At 65.3% G+C, this 22,100-nt stretch carries 22 protein-coding genes; 10 read left to right on the top strand and 12 right to left on the bottom strand.

Going from position 1 to position 22,100, the window contains the following annotated elements:
* Window positions 1–111: 111 nt before the first annotated feature.
* Complete coding sequence (gabP, locus tag ACM62G_RS30370; protein WP_419736350.1) at window positions 112–1,518, top strand: GABA permease; 1,407 nt, start codon at window positions 112–114, stop codon at window positions 1,516–1,518.
* 41 nt (window positions 1,519–1,559) lie between these two features.
* On the opposite strand, the gene ACM62G_RS30365 is transcribed toward gabP, so the two are convergent.
* Window positions 1,560–1,856 carry a chorismate mutase gene (locus ACM62G_RS30365; protein WP_273820473.1) on the bottom strand — a complete coding sequence of 99 codons (297 nt, stop codon included), beginning with the start codon at window positions 1,854–1,856 and terminating at the stop codon, window positions 1,560–1,562.
* A gap of 311 nt (window positions 1,857–2,167) precedes the next feature.
* Here ACM62G_RS30365 and ACM62G_RS30360 point away from each other — a divergent pair, with 311 nt between their 5' ends.
* The 4 genes from ACM62G_RS30360 to ACM62G_RS30345 are packed head-to-tail and all read left to right on the top strand — an operon-like array spanning window position 2,168 to window position 6,931.
* Complete coding sequence (locus ACM62G_RS30360) at window positions 2,168–3,562, top strand: amino acid permease (RefSeq protein ID WP_419736349.1); 1,395 nt, start codon at window positions 2,168–2,170, stop codon at window positions 3,560–3,562.
* A gap of 59 nt (window positions 3,563–3,621) precedes the next feature.
* Window positions 3,622–5,004, top strand: coding sequence for an NAD(P)/FAD-dependent oxidoreductase (locus ACM62G_RS30355; RefSeq protein ID WP_419736348.1), 1,383 nt, complete (start codon window positions 3,622–3,624; stop codon window positions 5,002–5,004).
* A gap of 12 nt (window positions 5,005–5,016) precedes the next feature.
* Window positions 5,017–5,367 carry a cupin domain-containing protein gene (locus ACM62G_RS30350; protein WP_273820476.1) on the top strand — a complete coding sequence of 117 codons (351 nt, stop codon included), beginning with the start codon at window positions 5,017–5,019 and terminating at the stop codon, window positions 5,365–5,367.
* A 52-nt stretch (window positions 5,368–5,419) separates the two neighbouring features.
* Window positions 5,420–6,931 carry a CoA-acylating methylmalonate-semialdehyde dehydrogenase gene (locus ACM62G_RS30345; RefSeq protein WP_419736347.1) on the top strand — a complete coding sequence of 504 codons (1,512 nt, stop codon included), beginning with the start codon at window positions 5,420–5,422 and terminating at the stop codon, window positions 6,929–6,931.
* A gap of 57 nt (window positions 6,932–6,988) precedes the next feature.
* On the opposite strand, the gene ACM62G_RS30340 is transcribed toward ACM62G_RS30345, so the two are convergent.
* A complete protein-coding gene (locus tag ACM62G_RS30340) occupies window positions 6,989–8,434 on the bottom strand; it encodes a PucR family transcriptional regulator (RefSeq protein ID WP_273820480.1) in 1,446 nt (481 codons plus the stop codon).
* An 84-nt stretch (window positions 8,435–8,518) separates the two neighbouring features.
* The gene (locus ACM62G_RS30335; protein WP_419736346.1) at window positions 8,519–9,094 is read right to left on the bottom strand and encodes a TetR/AcrR family transcriptional regulator; all 576 of its coding nucleotides are present in this window, start codon (window positions 9,092–9,094) and stop codon (window positions 8,519–8,521) included.
* A gap of 137 nt (window positions 9,095–9,231) precedes the next feature.
* Between ACM62G_RS30335 and ACM62G_RS30330 the strand changes: the two genes are divergently transcribed.
* Both ACM62G_RS30330 and ACM62G_RS30325 read left to right on the top strand, forming a co-directional pair.
* Window positions 9,232–10,029 carry a crotonase/enoyl-CoA hydratase family protein gene (locus tag ACM62G_RS30330; protein WP_419736345.1) on the top strand — a complete coding sequence of 266 codons (798 nt, stop codon included), beginning with the start codon at window positions 9,232–9,234 and terminating at the stop codon, window positions 10,027–10,029.
* Between the two features lie 40 nt (window positions 10,030–10,069).
* On the top strand, window positions 10,070–10,981 hold the full coding sequence (locus ACM62G_RS30325; RefSeq protein WP_273820482.1) for an alpha/beta fold hydrolase: 912 nt from the start codon (window positions 10,070–10,072) through the stop codon (window positions 10,979–10,981).
* Between the two features lie 16 nt (window positions 10,982–10,997).
* Here ACM62G_RS30325 and traD read toward each other — a convergent pair whose 3' ends face one another.
* Window positions 10,998–13,100 (bottom strand): type IV conjugative transfer system coupling protein TraD, encoded by a 2,103-nt coding sequence (gene traD / locus ACM62G_RS30320; RefSeq protein WP_419736344.1) that lies wholly within the window; start codon window positions 13,098–13,100, stop codon window positions 10,998–11,000.
* 178 nt (window positions 13,101–13,278) lie between these two features.
* On the opposite strand from traD, the gene otnI reads away from it, so the two are divergent.
* Window positions 13,279–14,064: a 2-oxo-tetronate isomerase gene (gene otnI / locus ACM62G_RS30315; RefSeq protein ID WP_273820484.1), complete on the top strand. Its 786-nt coding sequence runs from the start codon at window positions 13,279–13,281 to the stop codon at window positions 14,062–14,064.
* 15 nt (window positions 14,065–14,079) lie between these two features.
* On the opposite strand, the gene ACM62G_RS30310 is transcribed toward otnI, so the two are convergent.
* From ACM62G_RS30310 to ACM62G_RS30290, 5 genes are all read right to left on the bottom strand, one after another.
* The gene (locus ACM62G_RS30310; RefSeq protein WP_273820486.1) at window positions 14,080–15,099 is read right to left on the bottom strand and encodes a DNA topoisomerase IB; all 1,020 of its coding nucleotides are present in this window, start codon (window positions 15,097–15,099) and stop codon (window positions 14,080–14,082) included.
* A gap of 70 nt (window positions 15,100–15,169) precedes the next feature.
* Window positions 15,170–16,258, bottom strand: coding sequence for a molybdenum ABC transporter ATP-binding protein (gene modC / locus ACM62G_RS30305; RefSeq protein ID WP_419736343.1), 1,089 nt, complete (start codon window positions 16,256–16,258; stop codon window positions 15,170–15,172).
* Window positions 16,259–16,261: 3 nt separating this feature from the next.
* Entirely contained in the window at window positions 16,262–16,942 is a 681-nt protein-coding gene (gene modB / locus ACM62G_RS30300) for a molybdate ABC transporter permease subunit (RefSeq protein WP_054062596.1), read from the bottom strand.
* The gene (modA, locus tag ACM62G_RS30295) at window positions 16,943–17,710 is read right to left on the bottom strand and encodes a molybdate ABC transporter substrate-binding protein (RefSeq protein ID WP_273820488.1); all 768 of its coding nucleotides are present in this window, start codon (window positions 17,708–17,710) and stop codon (window positions 16,943–16,945) included.
* 133 nt (window positions 17,711–17,843) lie between these two features.
* Window positions 17,844–18,908: an NAD(P)H-dependent flavin oxidoreductase gene (locus ACM62G_RS30290; protein ID WP_419736342.1), complete on the bottom strand. Its 1,065-nt coding sequence runs from the start codon at window positions 18,906–18,908 to the stop codon at window positions 17,844–17,846.
* 198 nt (window positions 18,909–19,106) lie between these two features.
* Here ACM62G_RS30290 and ACM62G_RS30285 point away from each other — a divergent pair, with 198 nt between their 5' ends.
* Both ACM62G_RS30285 and ACM62G_RS30280 read left to right on the top strand, forming a co-directional pair.
* Window positions 19,107–19,742, top strand: a complete 636-nt coding sequence (locus ACM62G_RS30285; protein ID WP_273820490.1) for a TetR/AcrR family transcriptional regulator — start codon at window positions 19,107–19,109, stop codon at window positions 19,740–19,742.
* 47 nt (window positions 19,743–19,789) lie between these two features.
* Window positions 19,790–20,773, top strand: coding sequence for an MDR family oxidoreductase (locus ACM62G_RS30280; protein WP_419736341.1), 984 nt, complete (start codon window positions 19,790–19,792; stop codon window positions 20,771–20,773).
* Here ACM62G_RS30280 and alkB read toward each other — a convergent pair.
* Genes alkB through ACM62G_RS30265 form a run of 3 tightly spaced genes read right to left on the bottom strand, consistent with a single transcriptional unit; the run spans window position 20,763 to window position 21,960 of the window.
* On the bottom strand, window positions 20,763–21,428 hold the full coding sequence (alkB, locus tag ACM62G_RS30275; RefSeq protein WP_054059654.1) for a DNA oxidative demethylase AlkB: 666 nt from the start codon (window positions 21,426–21,428) through the stop codon (window positions 20,763–20,765). The two genes, ACM62G_RS30280 and alkB, sit on opposite strands and share 11 nt — an antisense overlap.
* Window positions 21,429–21,459: 31 nt before the next feature.
* The gene (locus tag ACM62G_RS30270; protein ID WP_162491336.1) at window positions 21,460–21,621 is read right to left on the bottom strand and encodes a hypothetical protein; all 162 of its coding nucleotides are present in this window, start codon (window positions 21,619–21,621) and stop codon (window positions 21,460–21,462) included.
* A 33-nt stretch (window positions 21,622–21,654) separates the two neighbouring features.
* Window positions 21,655–21,960 carry a DUF1883 domain-containing protein gene (locus ACM62G_RS30265; protein WP_017906757.1) on the bottom strand — a complete coding sequence of 102 codons (306 nt, stop codon included), beginning with the start codon at window positions 21,958–21,960 and terminating at the stop codon, window positions 21,655–21,657.
* Window positions 21,961–22,100 lie beyond the last annotated feature (140 nt).

The raw sequence follows: 22,100 nt of genomic DNA, 5'->3' as shown, positions 1-22,100 counted from the left end.
GTTCCATGTCGAAATCAGTTCGATGAGCGACGTGCTCAGGACATTTGCCTGTCGTTCAAAGTCCGTAAAGTGGCGTGCCGTCTCGTTGCGACGCTTTAGGGAAGAAAAACAATGCATAGCCTGAACCCCAAGGATTCCAACGGCCAATTGGCGCAGGGCTTCAAGCCGCGCCATGTCACGATGCTGTCTATTGCAGGGATCATCGGTGCAGGCCTGTTCGTCGGTTCGGGGCATGCCATTGCCGCGGCCGGTCCCGCCGTGCTGCTGGCCTATCTGTTTTCCGGGCTGCTGGTGGTGCTGGTGATGCGCATGCTCGGCGAAATGGCCGTCGCCAATCCCGACACCGGTTCCTTCTCCACCTACGCCGACCAGGCCATCGGCCGCTGGGCCGGCTTCACCATCGGCTGGCTCTACTGGTGGTTCTGGGTGCTGGTGATCCCGATCGAGGCCCTGGCCGCCGGGCATGTGCTGAACCAGTGGTTCCCGGGGATCGATGCCTGGCTGTTCGCCCTGCTGTCGATCGTGCTGCTGGTGGTGACCAACCTGTTCAGCGTGTCCAAGTACGGCGAGTTCGAGTTCTGGTTCGCCATGGCCAAGGTCGTGGCGATCATCGGTTTCATCGGCGTCGGTTTCGCCGTGCTGATGGGCTGGGTTCCCGAGCGCGAGGCCAGCGGCCTGAGCCGGCTCATGGCCGAGCACGGTGGTTTTGCACCCAATGGCCTGTCGGCGGTGGTCGGTGCCTTCATCACCATCATGTTCAGTTTCATCGGTACCGAGGCGGTGACCATCGCCGCAGCCGAATCCAACGATCCGTCGCGCAACATCGCCAAGGCGACCCGTTCGGTGATCTGGCGGATCGGCGTGTTCTACCTGCTGTCGATCTTCGTGGTCATCTCCGTGGTGCCCTGGAACGATCCGCAACTGACGACGGTGGGCTCCTACCAGCGGGCACTGGAACTGATGAACATTCCCCACGCCAAGTTCATGGTGGATGCGGTGGTGCTGATCGCCGTGGCCAGTTGCATGAACTCGTCGATCTATATCGCCTCGCGCATGCTGTTCTCGCTGGGCAAGCGCGGTGATGCGCCCCGGCCACTCAAGCGAACCTCGTCGGCCGGTGTGCCGCGTGCGGCGGTGATCGCCAGCAGTGTGCTCGGTGCCGGCGTGACCCTGTTCAGCTACTTCGCCCCGGCTGGCCTGTTCGATTTCCTGCTGGCCAGTTCCGGTGCAATCGCGCTGCTGGTGTACCTGGTGATCGCGATCTCGCAGTTGCGCATGCGTCGGCACCTGCAGCGGCAGAACATCGAGCTGGCCTTTCACATGTGGCTGTTCCCGTGGCTGACCTATCTGGTGATCGCCTTCATCTGCGCGGCACTGGGGGTGATGATGGCAACGCCCGAGCACCGCACGGAAGTGACCTCGACCATCGTCCTGGCGTTGGCGATTTCCTTTATCGGGTTGGTGACGGCCCGTCAGCATGGGCAGCCGGAAAAGGCCAGCCTGCTGAGCGATGCCTGAACGCCGGGCCGGTTGCCCGGTCGAGCGGGCAACCGGCGGCTTCACTGCTCCTGCAGGGCCGCGTGGGTCTGCAGTTCCTGTTCGATGAACGCGGCGATCATCGCCCGGTAGACCTGCTCGACCACCTCGGGTGAGGCACCGACCTCACCGGCGATGCCACGCACCTTGGCGATGACCTGTTCGACCCTGGCCGGCGCACGAACATCGTCCGTGGTTTTCTTGAAGGTGGCGGCCTGCGCCACCAGGCCACCGCGGCGGGCCAGTAGGGTGACGACCTCGCGGTCGATCCGGTCGATATGCTGGCGAACTTCTTCGATCGATGTGCAGCGTACGTCCATGTGACGGTCTCTCTGGTAAACGTGTGGAAGGTGTGTCCTGCCACGGGACCTTAACCAGTCAGTCAACGCACGTCCATTCAACCCTGTCGATGCTGTGGCAGTGGCTGTCTCACCATCCCCCCATCTTCCCTGGCTGCGCCGAGGGCTTTCTCACCCGCCCCCGGCGTGCTCGGCTGCGTGAGGATTTCGTTCATACATTTGTACAAATGAACGATCCGGCACCTGGATTTTCACGATGTTCAGCCCCCGGGGCGGCGCATAACCTTCCGCGCAGGCAGCGTTGATTACTAAATAATAAAAGGAGACGACTTATGCCTATTCAGTCGGAACATGATCCGCGTTTGAAGCGTGCACTCAAGACTCGGCACATCAGCATGCTCGCCCTGGGCGGTGTGATCGGTGCCGGTCTGTTCGTGGGTTCCAGTGCCGTTATCGCCTCAACCGGCCCTGGTGCCTTCATCACCTATGCCATTACCGGCCTCATCGTTGCGCTGGTGATGCGCATACTGGGCGAAATGGCCGCCGCACATCCCGCCAAGGGTTCCTTCGTCGATTATGCCCGCCTGGCCTTTGGCCGTCCGGCGGGGTACATGACCGGCTGGCTCTACTGGTATTTCTGGGTCATCGTCGTCGGCTTCGAAGCCGTGGTCGGCGGGCAGATCATCAATGCCTGGCTGCCGGACATTCCGGTGTGGGTCATCGCGCTCGGGCTGATGGTGGGCATGACCCTGCTGAACCTGATGTCGGTGCATTCCTTCGGTGAGGCCGAGTACTGGTTCGCCGGGGTCAAGGTCGCGGCCATCGTGGTGTTTCTGGTCGTGGCAGGACTTTATGCGTTCAAGCTGTGGCCGGGTTCGGATGCCAGTTTCGGCAACCTGGTCGAGCACGGTGGTTTCCTGCCCCACGGCGTGACGTCGCTGTTCACCGGGGTGGTCGTGGTGATCTTTTCCATGACCGGCGTGGAGGTCGCGACCCTGGCCGCCGCCGAGTCCGAAGACCCGTCGCGCAACATCCGCAAGGCGGTCAATACCGTGATGCTGCGCATCCTGGTGTTCTTCGTGATGGCCACCTTCTTCATCGTGGTGGTGCAGCCATGGACCGACATCAAGCCCGGCAAGTCGCCGTTCGTGGCCACGCTGGAGCATATCGGCATCCCGGGGGCCGGACACATGCTGACGGCGGTGATTCTGGTCGCGGTGCTGTCGGTGCTCAATGCCGGGCTCTATACCTCTTCGCGCCTGCTCTATGTGCTGGCCTCCAACGATGAGGCGCCACGCTGGATCACCGCGGTGAACCGCAAGGGTGTACCGGTGCGTGGCGTGATCGCCTCGACGCTGGTCGGCTATGGCTGCGTGGTCATCGCGGCGCTGTGGCCCGACACCGTGTTCCAGTTCCTGATCAACTCCTCCGGCACGGTGTTCCTCTTCGTCTACCTGGTGATCTGCCTGTCGCAACTCAAGCTGCGCCGCCGGTGGGTGGCAGAGGGCTCGCTGAAGTTCGCCATGTGGGGGCATCCCTGGCTGCCGCTGCTGGTGACCGCCTCGATCGTGGCGGTGCTGGTGAGCATGGCCTTCGACCCGACGATGCAGATCAGCCTAGCCCAGTGCCTGATCGCGATCGTGGCGATCGGTGCCTCGTATGCGCTGCTGCAGTTGTCCCGCAGCCGGCGGGTCAGCGGGATCAAGGCGCCGTCGGCGAGCAGCTAGTCATTCACGTTTTATCGGACATCCCCCGTATCGCGGGGCGTCAATGGGAAGCCAACAGCATGTCAGCGAAATTCGATTTGTCCCAGCTACCGAACAAACCGCTCTGGTTCGAACCCGGCCAGCCGCGTGAACGCCTGGAAGGTACGCAGCAGGCCGACGTGGTCATCGTCGGGGCCGGCTACACCGGCCTGTGGACGGCCTACTACCTGCTCAAGAGCGACCCGTCGCTGCGCGTGGTGCTGCTGGAGAAGCGGGAAGTCGGTTTCGGCGCCTCCGGTCGCAACGGTGGCTGGGCCTCGGCGATCTTCCCGATCTCCCTGCCCAGGGTGGCCCAGATGTATTCCCAGGCCGCGGCCCTCAAGCTGCAGGCGGCGATGAACGACACCGTCGACGAGATCGGCCGGGTCCTGGCGCTGGAAGGCGTGGAGGCCGACTATGCGAAACAGGGCTTCCTGTCCCTGGCGCGCAGCGCCCCGCAGATGGAACGGGTGCGGGCGGCGGTGGCCGCTTCGGCGCAATTCGGGCTGCCGAGCCAGTGGCGGGCGCTCGATGGCGCCGAGGCACGCTCGCGCATCGGTGCCGAGGATGTCCAGGGCGGGCTGTACACCGAGCATTGCGCGCTGATTCATCCTGGCAAGCTGGTCCGCGGCCTGGCCCGGCTGGTCGAGGGCATGGGCGCGAAGATCTTCGAGCAATCCGCCGTTATCCAGATGGCACCGGGCGTCGTTCATACCGAGCGGGGCTCGGTCCGGGCCGATATCACGGTGCGTGCCACCGAGGCGTTCACCTCGCAGCAGCCGGGCAAGTCACGTTTCGTCATCCCGCTCTATTCGCTGGTGCTGGCGACCGAACCGTTGCCCCGCGAGCAGTTGGTCTCGCTCGGGCTCGACCATCGCCTGGCGTTCAACGACATGCGCCACCTGCGGGTCTACGGCCAGGTCACGGCCGAAGGGCGGCTGGTATTCGGCGGTCGTGGGGCACCCTATCAATGGGGCTCGCGGATGTCCGACAGCAACGACCTGGTGGACAGCATCCACGGCAAGATCCACACAACCCTGACCGAGTTCTTCCCGGCGCTGGCCGATGCGCGGATCACTCATCGCTGGGGAGGCGCACTGGGCGTGTCCCGCGACTGGTGCCCGACCGTGAGCATCGATCGCAAGCACCGCCTCGCCTGGGCCGGCAACTACGTCGGCGACGGTGTGGCCACCAGCAACCTGGCGGGACGGATCCTGCGCAACCTGATTCTTGAACGCGACGAAGACATCAACACGCTGCCTTTCGTCAACCATCGCTCGCCGTCCTGGGAGCGCGAGCCACTGCGCTGGTTCGGCATCAACAGCGGCCTGGCCGCCGCCTCGTTGAGCGATATCGAGGAGCGCTTCACCCATCGTCCCTCTCGCACCGCCATGCTGCTGGAAAAGCTGACCGGTGCGCACTAACAGGAGTAAGCCGTGACTACCTTCACCATCATCAAGCATGCCGCCATCCAGGCGCTGCCCCTGACCCCAGCCGGCCAGCGTGCCGGCGCCGACAAGGGCGACCCGCAGATCGCCATCCAGACCCTGGCCCCCGAAGCGGTCGGCAACCTGGGCGTCTGGGAGTGCCAGCCGGGCGGCTGGCCGGTGATCGAGCGTCCCGACACCGAGTTCACCTACATCATTTCCGGCAAGGCCCTGCTCACCGACAGCAGCAGCGGGGAAGTGGTGGAAGTGACCGGCGGCGACCTGATCATCCTGCCGCCGGGCTGGACCGGCCGCTGGGATGTGCTGGAAACCGTCCGCAAGGTCTATGCGATCTACTGACTTCACCGGCGGCCGCATGCTGCCACCGTTACTTTTCGATGTGAGAAAAACCATGACCCAAACCATCATGAACTGGATCTCCGGCGCCCCGGTCGAAACCACCAGTGGCCAGCAACTGCCGGTCTACAACCCGGCCACCGGTGTCGTGACCGGCCAGGTGCAACTGTCCGCGCCGAAGGACGTGGAGGCGGCCGTGGCCTCGGCCAAGGCGGCGTTCCCGGCCTGGAGCAACCTGTCGCCGCTGCGCCGCTCGCGCATCCTCAACAAGTTCCTGGCGCTGCTCAACGACCATCGCGACGACCTGGCCCGGATGATCACCGCCGAGCATGGCAAGGTGTTCACCGATGCCCAGGGCGAGGTCATGCGGGGTATCGAGATCGTCGAGTTCGCCTGTGGCGCACCGCAGTTGCTCAAGACCGATTTCACCGACCAGGTCAGCACCAACATCGACAACTGGATCTTGCGCCAGCCGCTGGGCGTGGTCACCGGCATCACCCCGTTCAACTTCCCGGTGATGGTGCCGATGTGGATGTTCCCCGTGGCCCTGGCCACCGGCAATACCTTCGTGCTCAAGCCGAGCCCGATCGACCCGAGCCCGAGCCTGCTCATCGCCGAACTGCTCAAGCAGGCCGGCCTGCCCGATGGCGTGTTCAACGTCGTGCAGGGCGACAAGGACGCGGTCAACGCGCTGATCGAGCACCCGGATGTGCAGGCGATTTCCTTCGTCGGCTCGACGCCGATCGCCAACCATATCTACGAGACCGGTGCCCGTCACGGCAAGCGCGTGCAGGCCCTGGGCGGCGCCAAGAACCACCTGGTGGTGATGCCCGATGCCGATATCGACCAGGTCGTCGACGCCCTGATCGGTGCGGCCTATGGTTCGGCCGGCGAGCGCTGCATGGCGATCAGCGTGGCGGTGTTCGTCGGCGACGAGACGGCCGAGAAGGTGATGCCGAAACTGATCGAGCGCACCCGTGAGCTGAAGGTGCTCAACGGCACCAACCTCGAGGCCGAGATGGGCCCGATCGTCACCCGTGCCGCGCACGAGCGCATCACCGGTTACATCGACCTGGGCGTAAAAGAGGGGGCGACCCTGCTGGTCGATGGCCGAGCGTTCAACGGCCAGACCGCCGGCGAGGGCTGCGGCGACGGCTTCTGGATGGGCGGCACGCTGTTCGACAACGTCACCACCGACATGCGCATTCACAAGGAGGAGATCTTCGGCCCGGTGCTCGCCTGCCTGCGGGTCAAGGATTTCGCCGAGGCGGTGCAACTGATCAACGACCACGAGTTTGGCAACGGCGTGAGCCTCTACACCCGTGACGGTCACGTCGCCCGCGAGTTCGGCCGGCGTATCCAGGTCGGCATGGTCGGCATCAACGTACCGATTCCGGTGCCGATGGCCTGGCATGGTTTCGGCGGTTGGAAGAAGAGCCTGTTTGGCGACATGCATGCCTATGGCGAAGAGGGTGTGCGCTTCTATACCAAGCAGAAGAGCATCATGCAGCGTTGGCCGCAGGCCATCGCCAAGGGTGCGGAGTTCGCGATGCCGACCAGTCATTGAGGTGACCGGCTAGTCGAAAGGTAAACGGCCCCGCCCACGCAGCGGGGCCGTTTGCATTCAGGGCGTGTCGAACAGCTCGGTGTTCCGCCCGGCCTGGATCGCGATCCAGAAGCGGGCGATGCCCTGGGTGGTGGTGGGCTTGAGGCCGGTCAGCTGCTCCACCAGCTTGAGCCGGTAGACCAATGTCTGGCGATGAATCCCCAGGTCGAAGGCGGCGGCTTTCCAGTTGCCGTCGTTCTCCAGGAAACTCATCAGGGTGGGCAGCAGGGCGGCGCCCTGGGTGCGGTCGTGCTCGATCAGCGGCCCCAGGTAGCGACCGACCAGGGCCCGGGCTTCGGCCAGGGACTTGGGCGCCATGATCAGGCCGGTTTCGGCCTCGCCGTAGCGCAACATCCGGGCATCGGTTTCCCGCGCCTGGGTCAGGGCCAGGCGGGCCTGGCGGACGCTTTCGCGAAAGCCGGTGGCGGTCGCGATCGGGCCACTGATGCCGATGACACTGTCTGTGCCGAGGGCGTCGATCAAGGCGTTGAAGGTATCGCTGTGGTCACGGCTGATCGCCAGCAGCAGGCCCTTGTCGCTCAGCAGGATCGGGCTGCACGGGTGCAGGGCAGGGGCCTGATGGAGTTCGTCGGCGCGCCAGGGGCCGGTGCTGCCCGGCAGGATCGCCAGGCTGACCAGCGTGCCGCCCAGGCCACGTCGTTCGAGCAGCGGGCGGGCCAGGGCGAATTCCGTCTCGCCATCCAGCAGGCTGCGCAGCAGGGCCGAGCCTTCCTCGCGCTGCAGGTCGCGGTGGATCATCAGGCGTTCGAGTTCGACGCCGAGCAGGCCGACCAGCGAGCGCACCAGGATCGGGTCCTCCGGCGTCCGTTTGCCCTGGCGGGCCAGCACCAGGTTGGCCCGGGCGCGCCCGGCGATCGGGATGCGCTCGACCCGTCCCGCGGCCTGCGGTACGGCGGTTTTCGTTTCGACGAGGTTGACGCCGCTGGCCGCGTCCTCGATGGCCAGGTCGAGGTCCAGGGTCTGGGCGAGGATCGCCAGGCGGCCGGCCATGCCGGACTCCTTGCGCAAGGCTTCGGCATAGGTCTGGAACAGCCGTTCGCTGGCATTGAAGCGTTCGCGCTGGGCCTGCAGGACGCTTTCGATCACATGGTGGGAGAGTTTGACGAACTCGAGTTCGAAGCTGCCCAGGAGGATCGGGAAGAGCAGGCGGTCGGCAGCCTTGAGCAGCTTGCGCGACAGCTTCGGTGCACCCGGCCGGGGCGCGAAGACCAGCGCGCTGGCGTTGCTCTGCACCAACTGTTCCAGCCAGGCGACCTGCTCCTCGGCGGCGCTGGGCATGCCCATGCCGGTAGTCATCACCAGGTCGCCGGGAGATACCCAGCGCCACGGGTCCGGCAGGTCGACGGCGTGCGCCCAGGTGATCAGCCGGCCCGTCCCGGCCAGGCCGGCGACGGCCTGCAGTTTCAGCAAGTCGATATCGATCAGGTCCTGCACCGTGAGCATGGGGTACCGTCCGGCCGTTTTTGGTATGCCATGCTACCGGGTAAAGCGCTGTCGGACCATGGTCACGTCACCCCGCAGGCTGCTTCAGGTTACGGCTTGTGCCGATTGCAACTGTTGTACGCCGCGCTCGATCACCGCGTCGATGTAGCTGGCGTCGTTGTAGATGCGTGCCAGCAGAATCGCGCCTTCGAAGTCGGCGACCAGTTGCCGGGCCAGGCGCTGGGCAGCCTCCTGGTCGAAGCGGGTGCGGTACAGTGTGGCGAAGGCTGCCGTCCAGTCATCGAGGAAGTGGCGGATGGGCTCCATCAGCTCGACCTTGCCATAGCTGGCATCGACGGCCACGACGCCCATCAGGCAGCCGATCGAGTCGTCCTGGAACAGCTTCCTGGCGCGGCGACCCATGCGTGCGAGCCGTTCCCATGCTTGCAGACTGTCATCGTCGGCGATGCAAAACAGCGACTGCTTCAGGCGTTCGTGGGTCCACCCCAGCACATCCCGCAGCAGCGATTCCTTGTTCGGGTAGTGGTGGTAGAAGGACGCCTTGGTCAGGCCGCAGGCACTGGACAGGGCGTCCATGGTGGTGCCGTGGTAGCCGAGGCGCTTGAACGTATTGGCGCAGCGCTGCAGCAGTTCGTCGCGAGGGATTTTCAGTGGGCGCACGGACGGCTCCTGGTCTCGATCATGCGCGTTGATTGTATGTCATAAGCCATGGCGCCTCAATTTGACGGTTACCGAATGTTTGTTTAGTTTCTAGTAACCAAACAAATGGTAAGTAACTTCACCTGGAGTATCTGGCAATGAACGAGGCAAACAGCGGTCCGGGGCGCGTCACCCGGGAACAGCGTGGCCACCTGTATCTGATCGGCCTGGACCGGGCCGGCAAACGCAATGCCTTCGACAGCGCCATGCTGACCGATCTGGCCCTGGCCTTCGGCGAGTTCGAGCGCAACGACCTGTCGCGTTGTGCTGTGCTGTTCGCCCATGGCGAGCACTTCACTGCCGGCCTCGACTTGATGGAACTGGCGCCGCGGCTGGCCGGTGGCGGCTTCAGTTATCCGGCGGAGGGTATCGACCCCTGGGGCCTTGCCCGGCCGCGGCGCAGCAAGCCGGTGGTGGTGGCGGTGCAGGGCACCTGCTGGACGGCCGGCATCGAACTGGTGCTCAACGCCGATATCGCCATTGCCGCCAGCAATGCGCGATTCGCCCACCTGGAGGTTCTGCGTGGCATTGCGCCGTCGGGCGGCTCCACCGTGCGTTTCACCCAGGCTGCCGGCTGGGCCAATGCCATGCGCTACATGCTGACCGGCGAAGCCTTCGATGCGCAGCAGGCCCTGGCCATGCGCGTGCTGACCGAGGTCGTTGAGCCAGGTCAGGAACTGGCCCGTGCGCTCGAATATGCCGAGCGGATTGCCAAGGCCGCGCCACTGGCCATCAGGGCCACCTTGCAGTCGGCTTTCCTGGCCCGTGACCAGGGCGACGATGCCGCGTTGTCGCAGCTCAATGAGCTGCTGCTTTCGCTGATCGGGAGCGAGGACGTCCGTGAGGGAGTCATGGCGATGATGCAAAAGCGCGAGCCGGTATTTAGGGGACGCTGAGCGACGCTGCGTTTACGATCCAACGACTGGAATCATTCGTATGAACAAAACCGACCCTGCAACGAACCTGGCGCTGATCGAGCCATTGTCGCTGCTGGCCGACGACGGCTTTCGTCTCGCCGCGACTCGCTATCGCACCCGCGTACCGGTGAAAGGCAATCTGATCATGGCGGGTGCCACCGGCGTGCAGCGGCGCTTCTATCGTCGTTTTGCCCTGCATGCGTGTGCCCGCGGTTTCAACGTCCTGACCCTGGACTACCGGGGTGTCGGCGACTCCGCACCGGCGTCGCTCAAGGGCTTCGAGATGTCTTATCTGGACTGGGGGCTGCGCGACCTGGCGGCAGCCGTCGACTGCATGGACGAAGGCGGTATGCCGACCTTCTGGGTCGGCCATTCCTTTGGCGGGCACGCCCTGGGGTTGTTGCCCAATCACCACAGGTTGACTGCGGCCTACTGCTTCGGCACGGGCGCCGGCTGGGCCGGCTGGATGCCCAGGATCGAGGCCTTCAAGGTCCGCCTGCTGTGGCGCTGGGTCCTGCCGCTGATCGTCCGGTGCAAGGGTTACATGGCCTGGAGCCTGTTGGGCATGGGCGATGATCTGCCCCTGGGGGTCTATCGGGACTGGAAGCGCTGGTGCGCGTATCCCCGCTATTTCTTCGACGATCCGGCGATGGCGGGCATCACCGAACGTTATGCGCAGGTGTGCGTACCCTGTCTGTTCGCCAATGCGGTGGACGATCGATGGGCGCCACCGGTGTCGCGGGATGCCTTCATCCAGGGTTATCGCAATGCGCCCAGGTCGACGCGTGACCTGGGCTCGGAACTGCCCGCAGAGCCCATCGGCCACATGGGCTACTTCCGTCCCACGGCCACGGCGATCTGGGACGAGGCACTGGATTGGCTTCTGGCACAGCGCGAGGCGCAGGCGACATGGCGGGCAGCGGGGCCATGATGCCGGGGGACATCGCTCAGGGGGCGCAGGAGGGCGTCGAGGCGCTCCACCATTCGCCACCGCCGTCGGCGTAGCGCCTGCGCATGTGGGCGGCCAGGGCCTGCAGGTCCCTGGGCATGCTCTCGTCCGGATCGGGGGCGGGCAGGGGCATGCGGACCTTCCACAGGTTGGCGCCCTCGATCAGGGCGAAGGCCTGGCCCTTGGGCAGGCTGACGACGTGGGCCGGCTCGATCAGCGGCACGCAGGTCGAACTGACCCGGTCCTGGGTGTTGCTGGTGAAGTCGGTGCTGCCCGACGCATCCGAGCTGTCGGTGGCACCGCTGACCAGGGTGGTCGAGTACACATCGACCTTGGGCAATTGTCGGGTCAGCAGTTCCGCCGTGGCGGTCTCCCGTACCCGCAGCATGAACAGGTTGTTGAAGTTGCCGACCACCTGGCCGGCCTTGGCACGGTTGCCGAGCCGGGCCTCGATGTCGCTGAGGGTCTGGGTGTAGGCGGTGACCTGGATGCCGGCGCCGCCGCCCTTGTTGATCATCGGGATGAACTCCTCGCCCATCAGTTCGTTGAATTCGTCGGCGTGCAGGTTGATCGGGATCTTCTGTTCGCGGTCGGCGTGGGGCAGGCCGTCGTCGACGCCGAACTTGTAGATATGCCCGGCCACCGAGACCAGGTCGGCGAACATCGAGTTGCCCACCGCCGCGGCGACCTCCGGGTCGGACAGCGCATCGAGCCCGACATACACCACTGCGCGCTTGCGGATCACCTGCATCCAGTCAAAGATCGGTCGCGGATCGTCGAGGGCGCCGTAGTCCGGCGAGATCAGTTCGGCCATGCGTCCGGTGGTGAGTTTTTCCAGCAGCGGCAGCAGCGAGGCGACGATCTTGTCGAAGTAGGTCTTGTCGTAGCGTACGGCGGAGCGCAGGCCGTCCATCACCGGGTCGGCGACCCGGGTGCGCGACAGGTACTGGTCGATGGCCGTGACCCGTGGCTGGCGGCCGCGCATGTTGTGCGGGGTGGTCTTTTCGTTGAGCTTGCCTTCGAGGCCGGCGATCAACTCCCAGGCATCCGGGTCATGACGGGCGAAGTAGTGGTGGCTGTAGTCGATGAACAAGGCATCGATATTGATCACGTGCTGCTGGATCTTCAGGTAGTCCGGGCGGCTGCCCAGCTCCACCAGGGCCCGGGCGATGATATTGACGAAGCGCCAGGCGAACTCGCGGAACGCGGCGCTGCTGCCTTCGCCGGACAGTTGCCCGGAGATCCGGCTGGCCACCTCGGAGATCCGGTCGAAGCGGCCGACGGCATTGTAGCGGGCGGAGATATCCGGCCAGCCGAGGTGGAACACATGGAACTCCTTGTCGCGTCCGGCGCGGCGCGCTTCCACGTACATGCGTTTGAGCAGGTCGGCATCGCCCTTGGGGTCGAAGACGATCACCGGTTCGAATTCCGTGCGCCCCTCGATGCGTTTGACCCGGCGAATGTCCTGGGTGATGAACAGCTCGGCCAGGCGGGTCTTGCCGACCCGGGTCGTGCCCAGCACCAGGCTGTGGCCGACGCGTTCGCCGAGGGGCAGTGACACCTCGACTTCATCGGGCTCCACGCCATGCAGGCGGGGCGAGCCGCCTACCGGTGGCAGTGGCCGTACCGGGTTCAACGGACTGTCCCAGGCGGTGAGGCGAGGCAGCAGGCTCAGGGGCAAACGCGCCTGTTCCAGGCGTCGCTCCAGTCGACGGGCCTGCAGGAACAGCGGCGAAGGCTCGACATAGCGACGGAATTCCGGACGGTAGGTCTGCATCAGGCGCTGGGTATGCCGTTGCTCCCATTTGAAACCCGCACCGACGAACAGTCGCTGGTGACTGACCGGGATGCGCTGGCTGGTAATGACATAGCGTGGCAGGCGCCGGATATTGCGGCGAAAGCGCAGTACCATCAGTGCCTGGCGCAAACGTATCCAGCCCAGCAGCAGATAACCCAGTGCCGTCAGTGCACCGAACAGCGGTGTCAGGCCAAGTACCCAGGGCGCGAACAGGCACAGCCCGATGCAGCCGGCGCAGACGGCGACGGTGTACAACTCCACGGCCGGGCGCAGCAGCACCTCGACCGTATGCTGTTGGGTCATGGGAGTGGCGCTCCATAGTGATCTCGAAGGCCTAAGGTGGCAGGGCGGAAGGCCCTGCGCTGCGGTAAAACCGGAACGGGCCGGGCGGGTTTGCCCGTTCGCGGCCATCCTCCGTCATTGCCCGATCCGCCAACCTTGTGTATTGCTACGCCTTTCGCCACGGACACCGAGAATTCCCATGCCCCGTTTTGCTGCCAACCTGAGCATGCTCTACCCGGAACACGACTTCCTGGATCGTTTCCAGGCCGCCGCCGCCGATGGTTTCGAGGCGGTGGAGTACCTGTTTCCCTACGACTATCCCGTGCAGGAGCTGAAACAACGCCTGGACGATCATGGCCTTCACCAGGTGCTGTTCAATGCACCGCCGGGCGACTGGGCGGCGGGAGAGCGCGGTATCGTTTCCTTGCCCGGCCGTGAGCAGGCGTTCCGCGACGGTTTTGCCAGGGCCCTGGAGTACGCCAGCGTACTGGGCAACCGGCATATCCATGTGATGGCCGGCCTGTTGCCCGCCGATGCCAGCCGCGAACGCCATCAGGCGACCTACCTGGAAAACCTCGCCCATGCCACTTCGGCGGCCGCCAAGGTCGGGGTGACGGTGCTGCTGGAGCCGATCAACCCACGGGACATGCCCGGCTTTTTCCTCAACCGCCAGGACCAGGCCCATGCCATTCGCGAGGCGGTCGGCGCAGCCAACCTGCAGGTGCAGTTCGACTGCTACCACTGCCAGATCGTCGAAGGTGACCTGGCCACCACCTTGCGCCGCGACCTGGCCCATATCGGCCATATCCAGATCGCCGGAGTACCGGATCGCCACGAGCCGGACCTGGGCGAGGTGAACTACCCCTGGCTGTTCGAACTGATCGACCAGTTGGGCTACCCGGGCTGGATCGGTTGCGAGTATCGCCCACGGGGCAACACCTCGGCCGGCCTGCAATGGCTGCGGGACTGGAAGGCCCGGCACTGACCGACGGGGGCTGTGTCACGCCTGGCGTTGCAGAAACATCGCAAGGCCGACTTCCTCCAGGTGCAGGCCCTTGCGCAGCCTCGGCTTGGGCAGGCTGGCCAGCTCGCCGAGGACGAAGGCCTCGAGGACGCCGGGATGGATGTAGCACTTGCGGCACACGGCCGGGGTATTGCCCAACTGCCTGGCGACGCTCTTGACCGTTTCGACGATCTGCCGTTTGGCCTCGGCCTCCGGTTCCCAGTGCAGTTCACGTAGTACCGTCAGGGCCATGGCGCTGCCGGCCCAGGTGCGGAAGTCCTTGGCGGTGAAATCGGCACCGGTCAGTTCCTGCAGGCAGGCGTTGACGTCCGAGGAACTGACGACATGCCGCCCGCCGTTTTCGTCCAGATACTGGAACAGGTGCTGGCCGGGCAGTTCCAGGCAGCGCTTGAGTACCGTGGCCAGGCGCCGGTCCCTGACCGTGACCCGGTGCTCGACGCCGCTCTTGCCGCGGAACTGGAAGACGATGGCGCTGCCGTTGATCGCGACATGCCGGTTGCGCAGGGTGGTCAGGCCGTAGGAGCGATTCTCCCGGGCGTAGCGGCTGTTGCCGATGCGGATCAGGGTGGTGTCGAGCAGGCTGATCACCGTGGCCATGACCTTGTCGCGGTTGAACCCCGGTTTCGCCAGGATCGTTTGCAACTGTTGCCGCAACTTGGGCAGCGCCTTGCCGAAGGCCAGCAGCCGGGCGTACTTGTCCTGATCGCGGATCTCCCGCCAACGCGGGTGATAGCGGTACTGCTTGCGGCCCCGGGCATCGCGCCCGGTGGCTTGCAGGTGGCCTTGCGGATCGGCGCAGATCCACACGTCGGTGTAGGCCGGGGGCACGGCGAGGGCGTCGAGGCGGCGGATCTCCTGCGGGTCGCGAATGCGCTCGCCCTCGGCATTGAAATAGGCGAACCGCTTGCGCCATTTCCTGCGACGGATACCTGGCTGGGTGTCGTCGACGTAATGCAGGTCGGGTGACAGCTCGGCGGGTGCTGAAGCATCGGGCATGGCGGCGTCCTTGAAGGAGAATCAGACGGTATGACCGATTGACCGCGGCCGTGCCCGGAGGTGCCTTTTATCAGGCCAGTACCGCCACCGCCTTGATCTGTGCCCAGAGCCGCTGGCCGGTCCGCAGTTGCAACTGGTCGCGCGAGTAGCGGGTGATCCGCGCCAGCAGCGGGGTGCCGTCGGCATCCAGCCGCACCAGCACATGGGCCTGGTTGTCCGCGGCGGTTTCGCCGGTGACGGTGACCGGCAGGCGGTTGAGAATGCTGCTGTGTTCTTCCACCTGCAGGCTGAGGCTGACGTCGCGCGCCTGGACCTTGCAGCGCAATTGCCTGCCGATGGCCTGCGGGGTGTGCGCCACGCGGATGTTCGATGGGCTGCCGGGCAGTTGCAGGGTCACGAGCTGATAATGCGGGTCGTAGGCGCTGACCTGGCCGGCGATCACCACGCCGGCGTCGTCGCCCAGGGCCAGGGGCAGGTCGAGCCGCGCCAGGGTGGTGCCGATCGGCCCGCTGGCCAGCGCCTTGCCGGCGGAAAACAGGACGATGTGATCGGCCAGGCGGGCGACCTCGTCCTGGGAATGGCTGACGTAGAGCAGCGGAATATCCAGCTCGTCCTGCAGGCGTTCCAGGTACGGCAGGATCTCGTTCTTGCGCTGGCTGTCGAGCGCGGCGAGGGGTTCGTCCATCAGCAGCAGGCGAGGGCTGGTGAGCAGCGCCCGGGCGATGCCGACACGCTGGCGTTCGCCGCCGGAGAGGTGTTGCGGGTGACGTTCCAGCAGGTGGCTGATGCCCAGCAGCTCACAGGCCTGGCTCATGTCCACCCGCCGCTGGGCCCGGGGAATGCGGCGCAGGCCGAACTCCAGGTTCGCCCGCACCGAGAGGTGCGGGAACAGGCTGGCTTCCTGGAACACGTAACCCAGGGCGCGCTTGTGCGGGGGCACGAAGCGTTGGCGGTCGCTGTCCTGCCAGATTTCGTCGTTGACCTGGATGAAGGCCTGCGGGGCTTTTTCCAGGCCGGCGAGGCAGCGCAGGCAGGTGGTCTTGCCCGAGCCCGAGGGGCCGAACAGCGCGGTCACACCGCGGCCGGGCAGGCGCAGGTCCAGATCCAGGGCGAAGCCCGGGTAGTGCAGTTTCAGGCGGGTCTGTATCGAGGCGGTCATGGCTCAGCTCCAGCCCATCCTGGTTTTTCTGCTCGAGTACAGCGCCAGCAGGACAAGGAAGGAGAACACCAGCATGGCGCCGGCCAGCCAGTGGGCCTGGAGGTATTCCATGGCCTCGACGTGGTCGTAGATCTGGACCGAAACCACGCGGGTCCGGTCCGGGATATTGCCGCCGATCATCAGCACCACGCCGAACTCGCCGACGGTGTGGGCGAAGCCGAGAATCGCGGCGGTGATGAAACCGGGACGCGCCAGCGGCAGGATCACGCTGAAGAAGGTGTCCCAGGGGTTGGCGCGCAGGGTCGCGGCCACTTCCAGCGGGCGGGTGCCAATGGCGCTGAAGGCGTTTTGCAGCGGCTGGACCACGAACGGCATCGAGTAGATCACCGAACCGATGACCAGGCCGGTGAAGCTGAAGGTCAGGGTGCCCAGGCCGATGGCCTGGGTGAAATGCCCGATGAAACCGTGAGGGCCGAAGGCCAGCAGCAGGTAGAAGCCGATTACCGTCGGCGGCAGCACCAGCGGCAGGGCTACCACCGCGCCGATCGGCCCGCGCAGCCAGGATCGGGTGCGCGACAGCCACAGGGCGATGGGGGTGCCGACCAGCAACAGGATCACCGTGGTCAGCGACGCCAGTTTCAGCGTCAGCCAGATCGCGGCGAAGTCGGTACTGTCGAGCGGCATTTACAGGGCGTAGCCATAGGCGTGGATGATGGCCGCGGCTTTCGGGCCCTTCAGGTATTCCACCAGCGCCTTGGCGGCGACATTGTCCTTGCCCTTGTTGAGGATCACCGCGTCCTGCCTGATCGCTTCATGCAGGTCGGCCGGGACGATCCACGCCGAACCGCTGGCGAGCTTGCCGTCCTTGTAGACCTGCGACAGGGCGACGAAGCCCAGCTCGGCGTTGCCGGTGGACACGAACTGGTAGGCCTGGGTGATGTTCTGGCCGGTGACCAGCTTGTCCTTGACCTTGTCGGTCAGGCCCAGCTTGGCCAGGACCTGGGTGGCGGCCAGGCCGTAGGGGGCGGCCTTCGGGTCGGCGATGGACAGGTGCTGGTAGTGATTGTCCTTGAGCACCTGGCCTTTGGCATCGACGTAACCGTCCTTGGCCGACCACAGGGCCAGGGTGCCGACGGCGTAGGTGAAGCGCGAGCCGGCCACGATGTCGCCTTCCTTCTCCAGTTTGGCCGGGGTGGTGTCGTCGGCGGCGAGGAACACTTCGAATGGCGCGCCGTTCTTGATCTGGGTATAGAACTGGCCAGTGGCGCCGTAGGCGGCGATCAGCTTGTGCCCGGTGTCTTTCTCGAAGTCGCTGGCGATCGCCTGGATCGGCGCGGTGAAGTTGGCGGCGACGGCCACCTGGACTTCGGCGGCCTGGACCGGGGCGAAGGCGAACACGCCGAGCAGGGCGGCGAGGCAGGTCGGGGCAAGGCGTGAGGCACGAGTGATCATGAAGCGGCTCCGTTCAAGGGGTGGGACGGGCGTCGCTTGTTATAGGACGTGTGCGGCGCCGGCTGGGATGAAACGCTATATAGAGAAATATATAGCGATTTCATGGCCATGGCGAGTGGGCCATCCCCCACGATCAGCGGCCCTGCAACCTGGCCAGTGCCTGCTGCGCCAGTTGCCGGGTCAGTTCCTCGGCAGGCAATTGCACCCCCAGCCGCAGGGCCTGGCCCGACCACAGGTTGCTGAAGTCCGCCTCGGCCTTGGCCCGCAGGGGCATGAGCGCGCCGCCGGCCAGCGGGAACGCCGGCGCCATGTCGCTGATCGGTCCCAGTTCGCGCATGACCCGGTTCATGATCCCGCGCGCCGGGCGGCCGGTGAACAGGTTGGTCAGGGCCGTCTCGCTTTCCTTGGCGGTGCGCAGCGCCTGGTGGTGAGACGCCGAGACCTTCGCCTCCGGGGTGAACAGGTAGCTGGTGCCCAACTGCGCCGCGCTCGCGCCGAGCATGAAGGCCGCCGCGATGCCCCGTGCATCACCGATGCCGCCGGCGGCGATCACCGGGACCTTCACCGCGTCGACAATCTGCGGAACCAGGGCCATGGTGCCGACCTGGGTGTTGAGGTCGTTGCTCAGGAAAATGCCGCGATGGCCGCCGGCCTCGACCCCCATGGCGATGATCGCGTGGCAGCCGCGTTCCTGCAGCCAGCGTGCCTCATCCACGGTGGTGGCGCAGCCGACGAGGGTCGCGCCGGTGGCCTTGACCCGGTCGAGCATGGGCTGGGGCGGCAGGCCGAAGTGGAAGCTGACGATCTCCGGACGCAGTTCTTCCACCAGTTGGCAACTGCCTTCGTCGAAGGGCGCACGGCTGGACACCGGTGTGGGGGCGTTGAAGTCCAGGCCCTGCTCGCGGTAGTAGGGCGCCAGGCGTTCCTTCCAGCGCTTTTCCCGCTCCGGGTCCGGGGTGGGCATCGAGTGGCAGAAGAAGTTGATGTTCAGGGGAGCCTGGACCGCGCGGCGAAACGCCTCGGTGTGCTGGCGGATCTGTTCGGCGGTCAGCATGGCGGCGGGCAGGGAGGCCAGGCCGCCAGCCCTGGCGACCCCGACCAGCATCGCCAGCGTGGTCACTCCCGCCAGGGGGCCCTGGATGATCGGTTGCTGGATGTCGAACAGCTCAAGCAGACGGGTGTCAGGCCAGTTGCTCATGACGACTTCTCTCCGGGCAGATAAGGGAATGACGACGGGAACAGCACAGGTTTGTATCAGGAATGCCATCGGCCAGGCCAGTGACTTCTGCGCCTGAGCAGGCTCGGCATCGTTGCGAAAGCCTCGGCCTGGTCGGTCGAGCCGATATCACGACCCGGGTCGGATGTATTTTTGAGACGATCGGTCTATATTGTTCCCATGACGACCCGCAACGTTTTGCCACGCAAGCCCGGCCGCCCGCCGAAGGTGCCTCGGGAACACCAGCAGACCCGCGAGCTGCTGGTGCGCTGTGGCACGGAAATCCTCACCGAGCAAGGCTTCATGAGCACCGGTATCGATGTCGTGCTCAAGCGGGTAGGTGTGCCCAAGGGCTCGTTCTATCACTACTTCGACAGCAAGGAAGCCTTTGGCCAGGCGGTGCTGGCCAATTACGCCGACTACTTCGCGCGCAAGCTCGACCGCTGGCTTTTGGACGAATCGCTGTCGCCCTTGCAGCGTCTGCGCGGTTTCGTCGATGAGGCCAAGGCCGGCATGGCCCGGCACGGTTTTCGCCGCGGCTGCCTGGTGGGCAACCTGGGCCAGGAAGTGACCCAACTGCCGGACAGCTACCGTGAGCAGTTGGAGGCGGTGCTGCGCAGTTGGGAGCAGCGCCTGAGCGTTTGCCTGCAGGCGGCGCAACAGGCCGGTGAGCTGGCGGTGACCGCCGATTGTCCGGCCCTGGCGAGTTTCTTCTGGATCGGCTGGGAAGGCGCGGTACTGCGGGCCCGGCTGGTGGGAAGCGAGGCTCCGCTGGAGACCTTCATGCAGGGGTTCATGGGCAGCCTGGCGCGGTAGTTTTTTCAGGACTATTTCTAGACGATCGGTCTAAATTGGAGGTGAGCATGTTCAGCGGCATCCTGATCGAAAAGGACGAAAGCGGTTACCGGGCCAACCTGGCCTCTCTCGACGAAACACAATTGCCGCCAGGCGATGTGACGGTGCGGGTGGCCTACAGCACTCTGAACTTCAAGGACGGGTTGGCGATCACCGGGGCCAGCCCGGTGGTGCGCAGTTTCCCCATGGTGCCGGGCATCGACCTGGTGGGGACGGTGGAGCACAGCAGTCATGCCGACTATCAGGCCGGCGACTGGGTGCTGCTCAATGGCTGGGGTGTCGGCGAAGGGCATTGGGGCGGCCTGGCGCAGAAGGCCCGGCTCAGCGGCGACTGGCTGATCCCGCTGCCCAGGGGTTTTACCCCGGCGCAGAGCATGGCCGTCGGCACCGCCGGCTACACCGCGATGCTCAGTATCCTGGCGCTGGAGCGCAATGGCCTGACGCCGGACCAGGGCGAAGTGCTGGTGACCGGCGCCAACGGTGGTGTCGGCAGCTTTGCCGTGGCGCTGCTGGCCCGGCTCGGTTATCGGGTGGTGGCCTCGACCGGGCGCACCTGCGAGCATGATTATCTGCAACGGCTGGGCGCCGCCGAGATCATCGATCGCCAGACCCTGTCGCAACCGGGCAAGCCGCTGGCGAAGGAACGCTGGGCCGCCGCCATCGATTCGGTGGGCAGCCATACCCTGGCCAATGTCTGTGCCAGCACCCGCGCCAATGGCACCGTCGCCGCCTGCGGCCTGGCTCAGGGCATGGACTTTCCGGCAACGGTGGCGCCGTTCATCCTGCGTGGCGTGACCCTGGCCGGGATCAACAGCGTGACCCAGCCCAGGGCGCAGCGCATCCTGGCCTGGGAACGCCTGGCAAGAGACCTCGATCTCCAGCAACTGGCATTGATCAGTCACGAAATCGGTCTGCAGGAAGCCCTGGAGGTCGCGCCGCGCCTACTCGCCGGGCACGTGCGTGGACGAGTGGTGGTGGACGTCAACCGTTGAGGGCGGCACGGCGCAGGGTGAAGTTGATGCGCTGGGCCCCCAGTACTGGATGGTGACCGTCCTTGACCGGCAGGATGCCGTGAAAGCGCAGGCGGTCGACGCCACCCCAGACCACCACATCGCCGTGCAGCAGCGGGATGCGCTGGCTCCTGTCGGCGCGTTCGTGGCCGCCGAACAGGAACATCGCCGGCAGCCCCAGCGAGACCGAGACCACCGGGGCGCCGAGATCGCGCTCGTTGCGGTCCTGATGCAGGGACATCTTCGCTCCCGGCACGTAACGGTTGATCAGGCAGGCATCGGGTTCGAAGTCTTCGAAACCCGCTGCCCGGGCGGCGTCGACGGCCAACTGCCGAATCACCTCGGGCATCGCCGGCCAGGGCTGGCCGCTTTGCGGGTCGACGGCGCTGTAGCGATAGCCGTCGCGGTCACTGGTCCAGCCCCAACGGCCACAACTGCTCAGGCTGGCCGACATGGTGAAGCCGCCGGGGGTGACCATCTGACGAAGCGGCGCCTGGCGCAACACCTCGCGCAGGGCCGGGAGCAGTTGCTCGATCCGGGGCAGGGCAAAGCCGCGCAGCACCCACGATTGCTCGCCGATCCGCTCGTGGCGTTCGGGTTGGCGCAGTTCGTCGTCGGCAAACAGATCAAGGGTCATGCGCTGCTCGCGGCATTGTCCGGCGCGGCGCTTACAGCGCCTTGCTGACTTTCACGTCGGCAATCACATCGTCCTTGCCATGCACGGCTTCCAGCGCGGCACGGGCCTCGGCCTCTGTGCCATTTTCCAACTGGGCGAACTCGAAACGGCGTTCACCGTTGAGGGTGTACTTGATGACGTATTTGGTAGTCACGGTCATTCCACTCATTAAAAGGAAAGGGGAGATTCAGCGCAGCTTCGAGGCGGAGCGACGGATGATGCGGATCGAATGCTTGAGGTTCGGCTTGCGGGTGACGCTGATGGCGCGCTTGGTCACCACGGTGTCCAGGGTGATGTTCCAGAAACCGGTGCTGGGCACGGTGATCCGGGCCGGGAAGGTGTCGAAGGCGCCGCCGTGGTAGGTGTGGCGGCCGCCGTTCTTGAAGCTGCGGAAGTTGGCGTCGCTCATCAGGCGGATGTTGCAGGTCTGGGAGCATTCGATCACGACGATGTCGTCTTCGTTGAGGTGCTCGCGCTGGTGGATGAATTTCATGACCGCCTCCAGAAGGCTTTTTCTACAAAATCAAAAAGATAGCATGTGGCGCAGCCTGGTTTTATCGCTGCGATGGATGGATTCTGTGGGTAGGGTGACAAGTCTGACGGATTACACCGTCTTGTCGCCATAAAAGTTGG

The sequence above is a fragment of the Pseudomonas sp. COR18 genome (assembly GCF_048568395.1).
Lineage (GTDB): Bacteria > Pseudomonadota > Gammaproteobacteria > Pseudomonadales > Pseudomonadaceae > Aquipseudomonas > Aquipseudomonas fuscovaginae_B.
This window is presented reverse-complemented; position numbering and strand designations above follow the sequence as displayed.

Coding starts and splice junctions, on each gene's coding strand:
- traD (WP_419736344.1), bottom strand. CDS start 13,100: ATGACCCAACAGCATACGGTCGAGGTGCTGCTGCGCCCGGCCGTGGAG.
- ACM62G_RS30280 (WP_419736341.1), top strand. CDS start 19,790: ATGTTCAGCGGCATCCTGATCGAAAAGGACGAAAGCGGTTACCGGGCC.
- gabP (WP_419736350.1), top strand. CDS start 112: ATGCATAGCCTGAACCCCAAGGATTCCAACGGCCAATTGGCGCAGGGC.
- ACM62G_RS30360 (WP_419736349.1), top strand. CDS start 2,168: ATGCCTATTCAGTCGGAACATGATCCGCGTTTGAAGCGTGCACTCAAG.
- ACM62G_RS30355 (WP_419736348.1), top strand. CDS start 3,622: ATGTCAGCGAAATTCGATTTGTCCCAGCTACCGAACAAACCGCTCTGG.
- ACM62G_RS30265 (WP_017906757.1), bottom strand. CDS start 21,960: ATGAAATTCATCCACCAGCGCGAGCACCTCAACGAAGACGACATCGTC.
- ACM62G_RS30330 (WP_419736345.1), top strand. CDS start 9,232: ATGAACGAGGCAAACAGCGGTCCGGGGCGCGTCACCCGGGAACAGCGT.
- ACM62G_RS30365 (WP_273820473.1), bottom strand. CDS start 1,856: ATGGACGTACGCTGCACATCGATCGAAGAAGTTCGCCAGCATATCGAC.
- ACM62G_RS30285 (WP_273820490.1), top strand. CDS start 19,107: ATGACGACCCGCAACGTTTTGCCACGCAAGCCCGGCCGCCCGCCGAAG.
- ACM62G_RS30340 (WP_273820480.1), bottom strand. CDS start 8,434: ATGCTCACGGTGCAGGACCTGATCGATATCGACTTGCTGAAACTGCAG.
- otnI (WP_273820484.1), top strand. CDS start 13,279: ATGCCCCGTTTTGCTGCCAACCTGAGCATGCTCTACCCGGAACACGAC.
- modC (WP_419736343.1), bottom strand. CDS start 16,258: ATGACCGCCTCGATACAGACCCGCCTGAAACTGCACTACCCGGGCTTC.
- modA (WP_273820488.1), bottom strand. CDS start 17,710: ATGATCACTCGTGCCTCACGCCTTGCCCCGACCTGCCTCGCCGCCCTG.
- ACM62G_RS30345 (WP_419736347.1), top strand. CDS start 5,420: ATGACCCAAACCATCATGAACTGGATCTCCGGCGCCCCGGTCGAAACC.
- ACM62G_RS30290 (WP_419736342.1), bottom strand. CDS start 18,908: ATGAGCAACTGGCCTGACACCCGTCTGCTTGAGCTGTTCGACATCCAG.
- ACM62G_RS30310 (WP_273820486.1), bottom strand. CDS start 15,099: ATGCCCGATGCTTCAGCACCCGCCGAGCTGTCACCCGACCTGCATTAC.
- alkB (WP_054059654.1), bottom strand. CDS start 21,428: ATGACCCTTGATCTGTTTGCCGACGACGAACTGCGCCAACCCGAACGC.
- modB (WP_054062596.1), bottom strand. CDS start 16,942: ATGCCGCTCGACAGTACCGACTTCGCCGCGATCTGGCTGACGCTGAAA.
- ACM62G_RS30325 (WP_273820482.1), top strand. CDS start 10,070: ATGAACAAAACCGACCCTGCAACGAACCTGGCGCTGATCGAGCCATTG.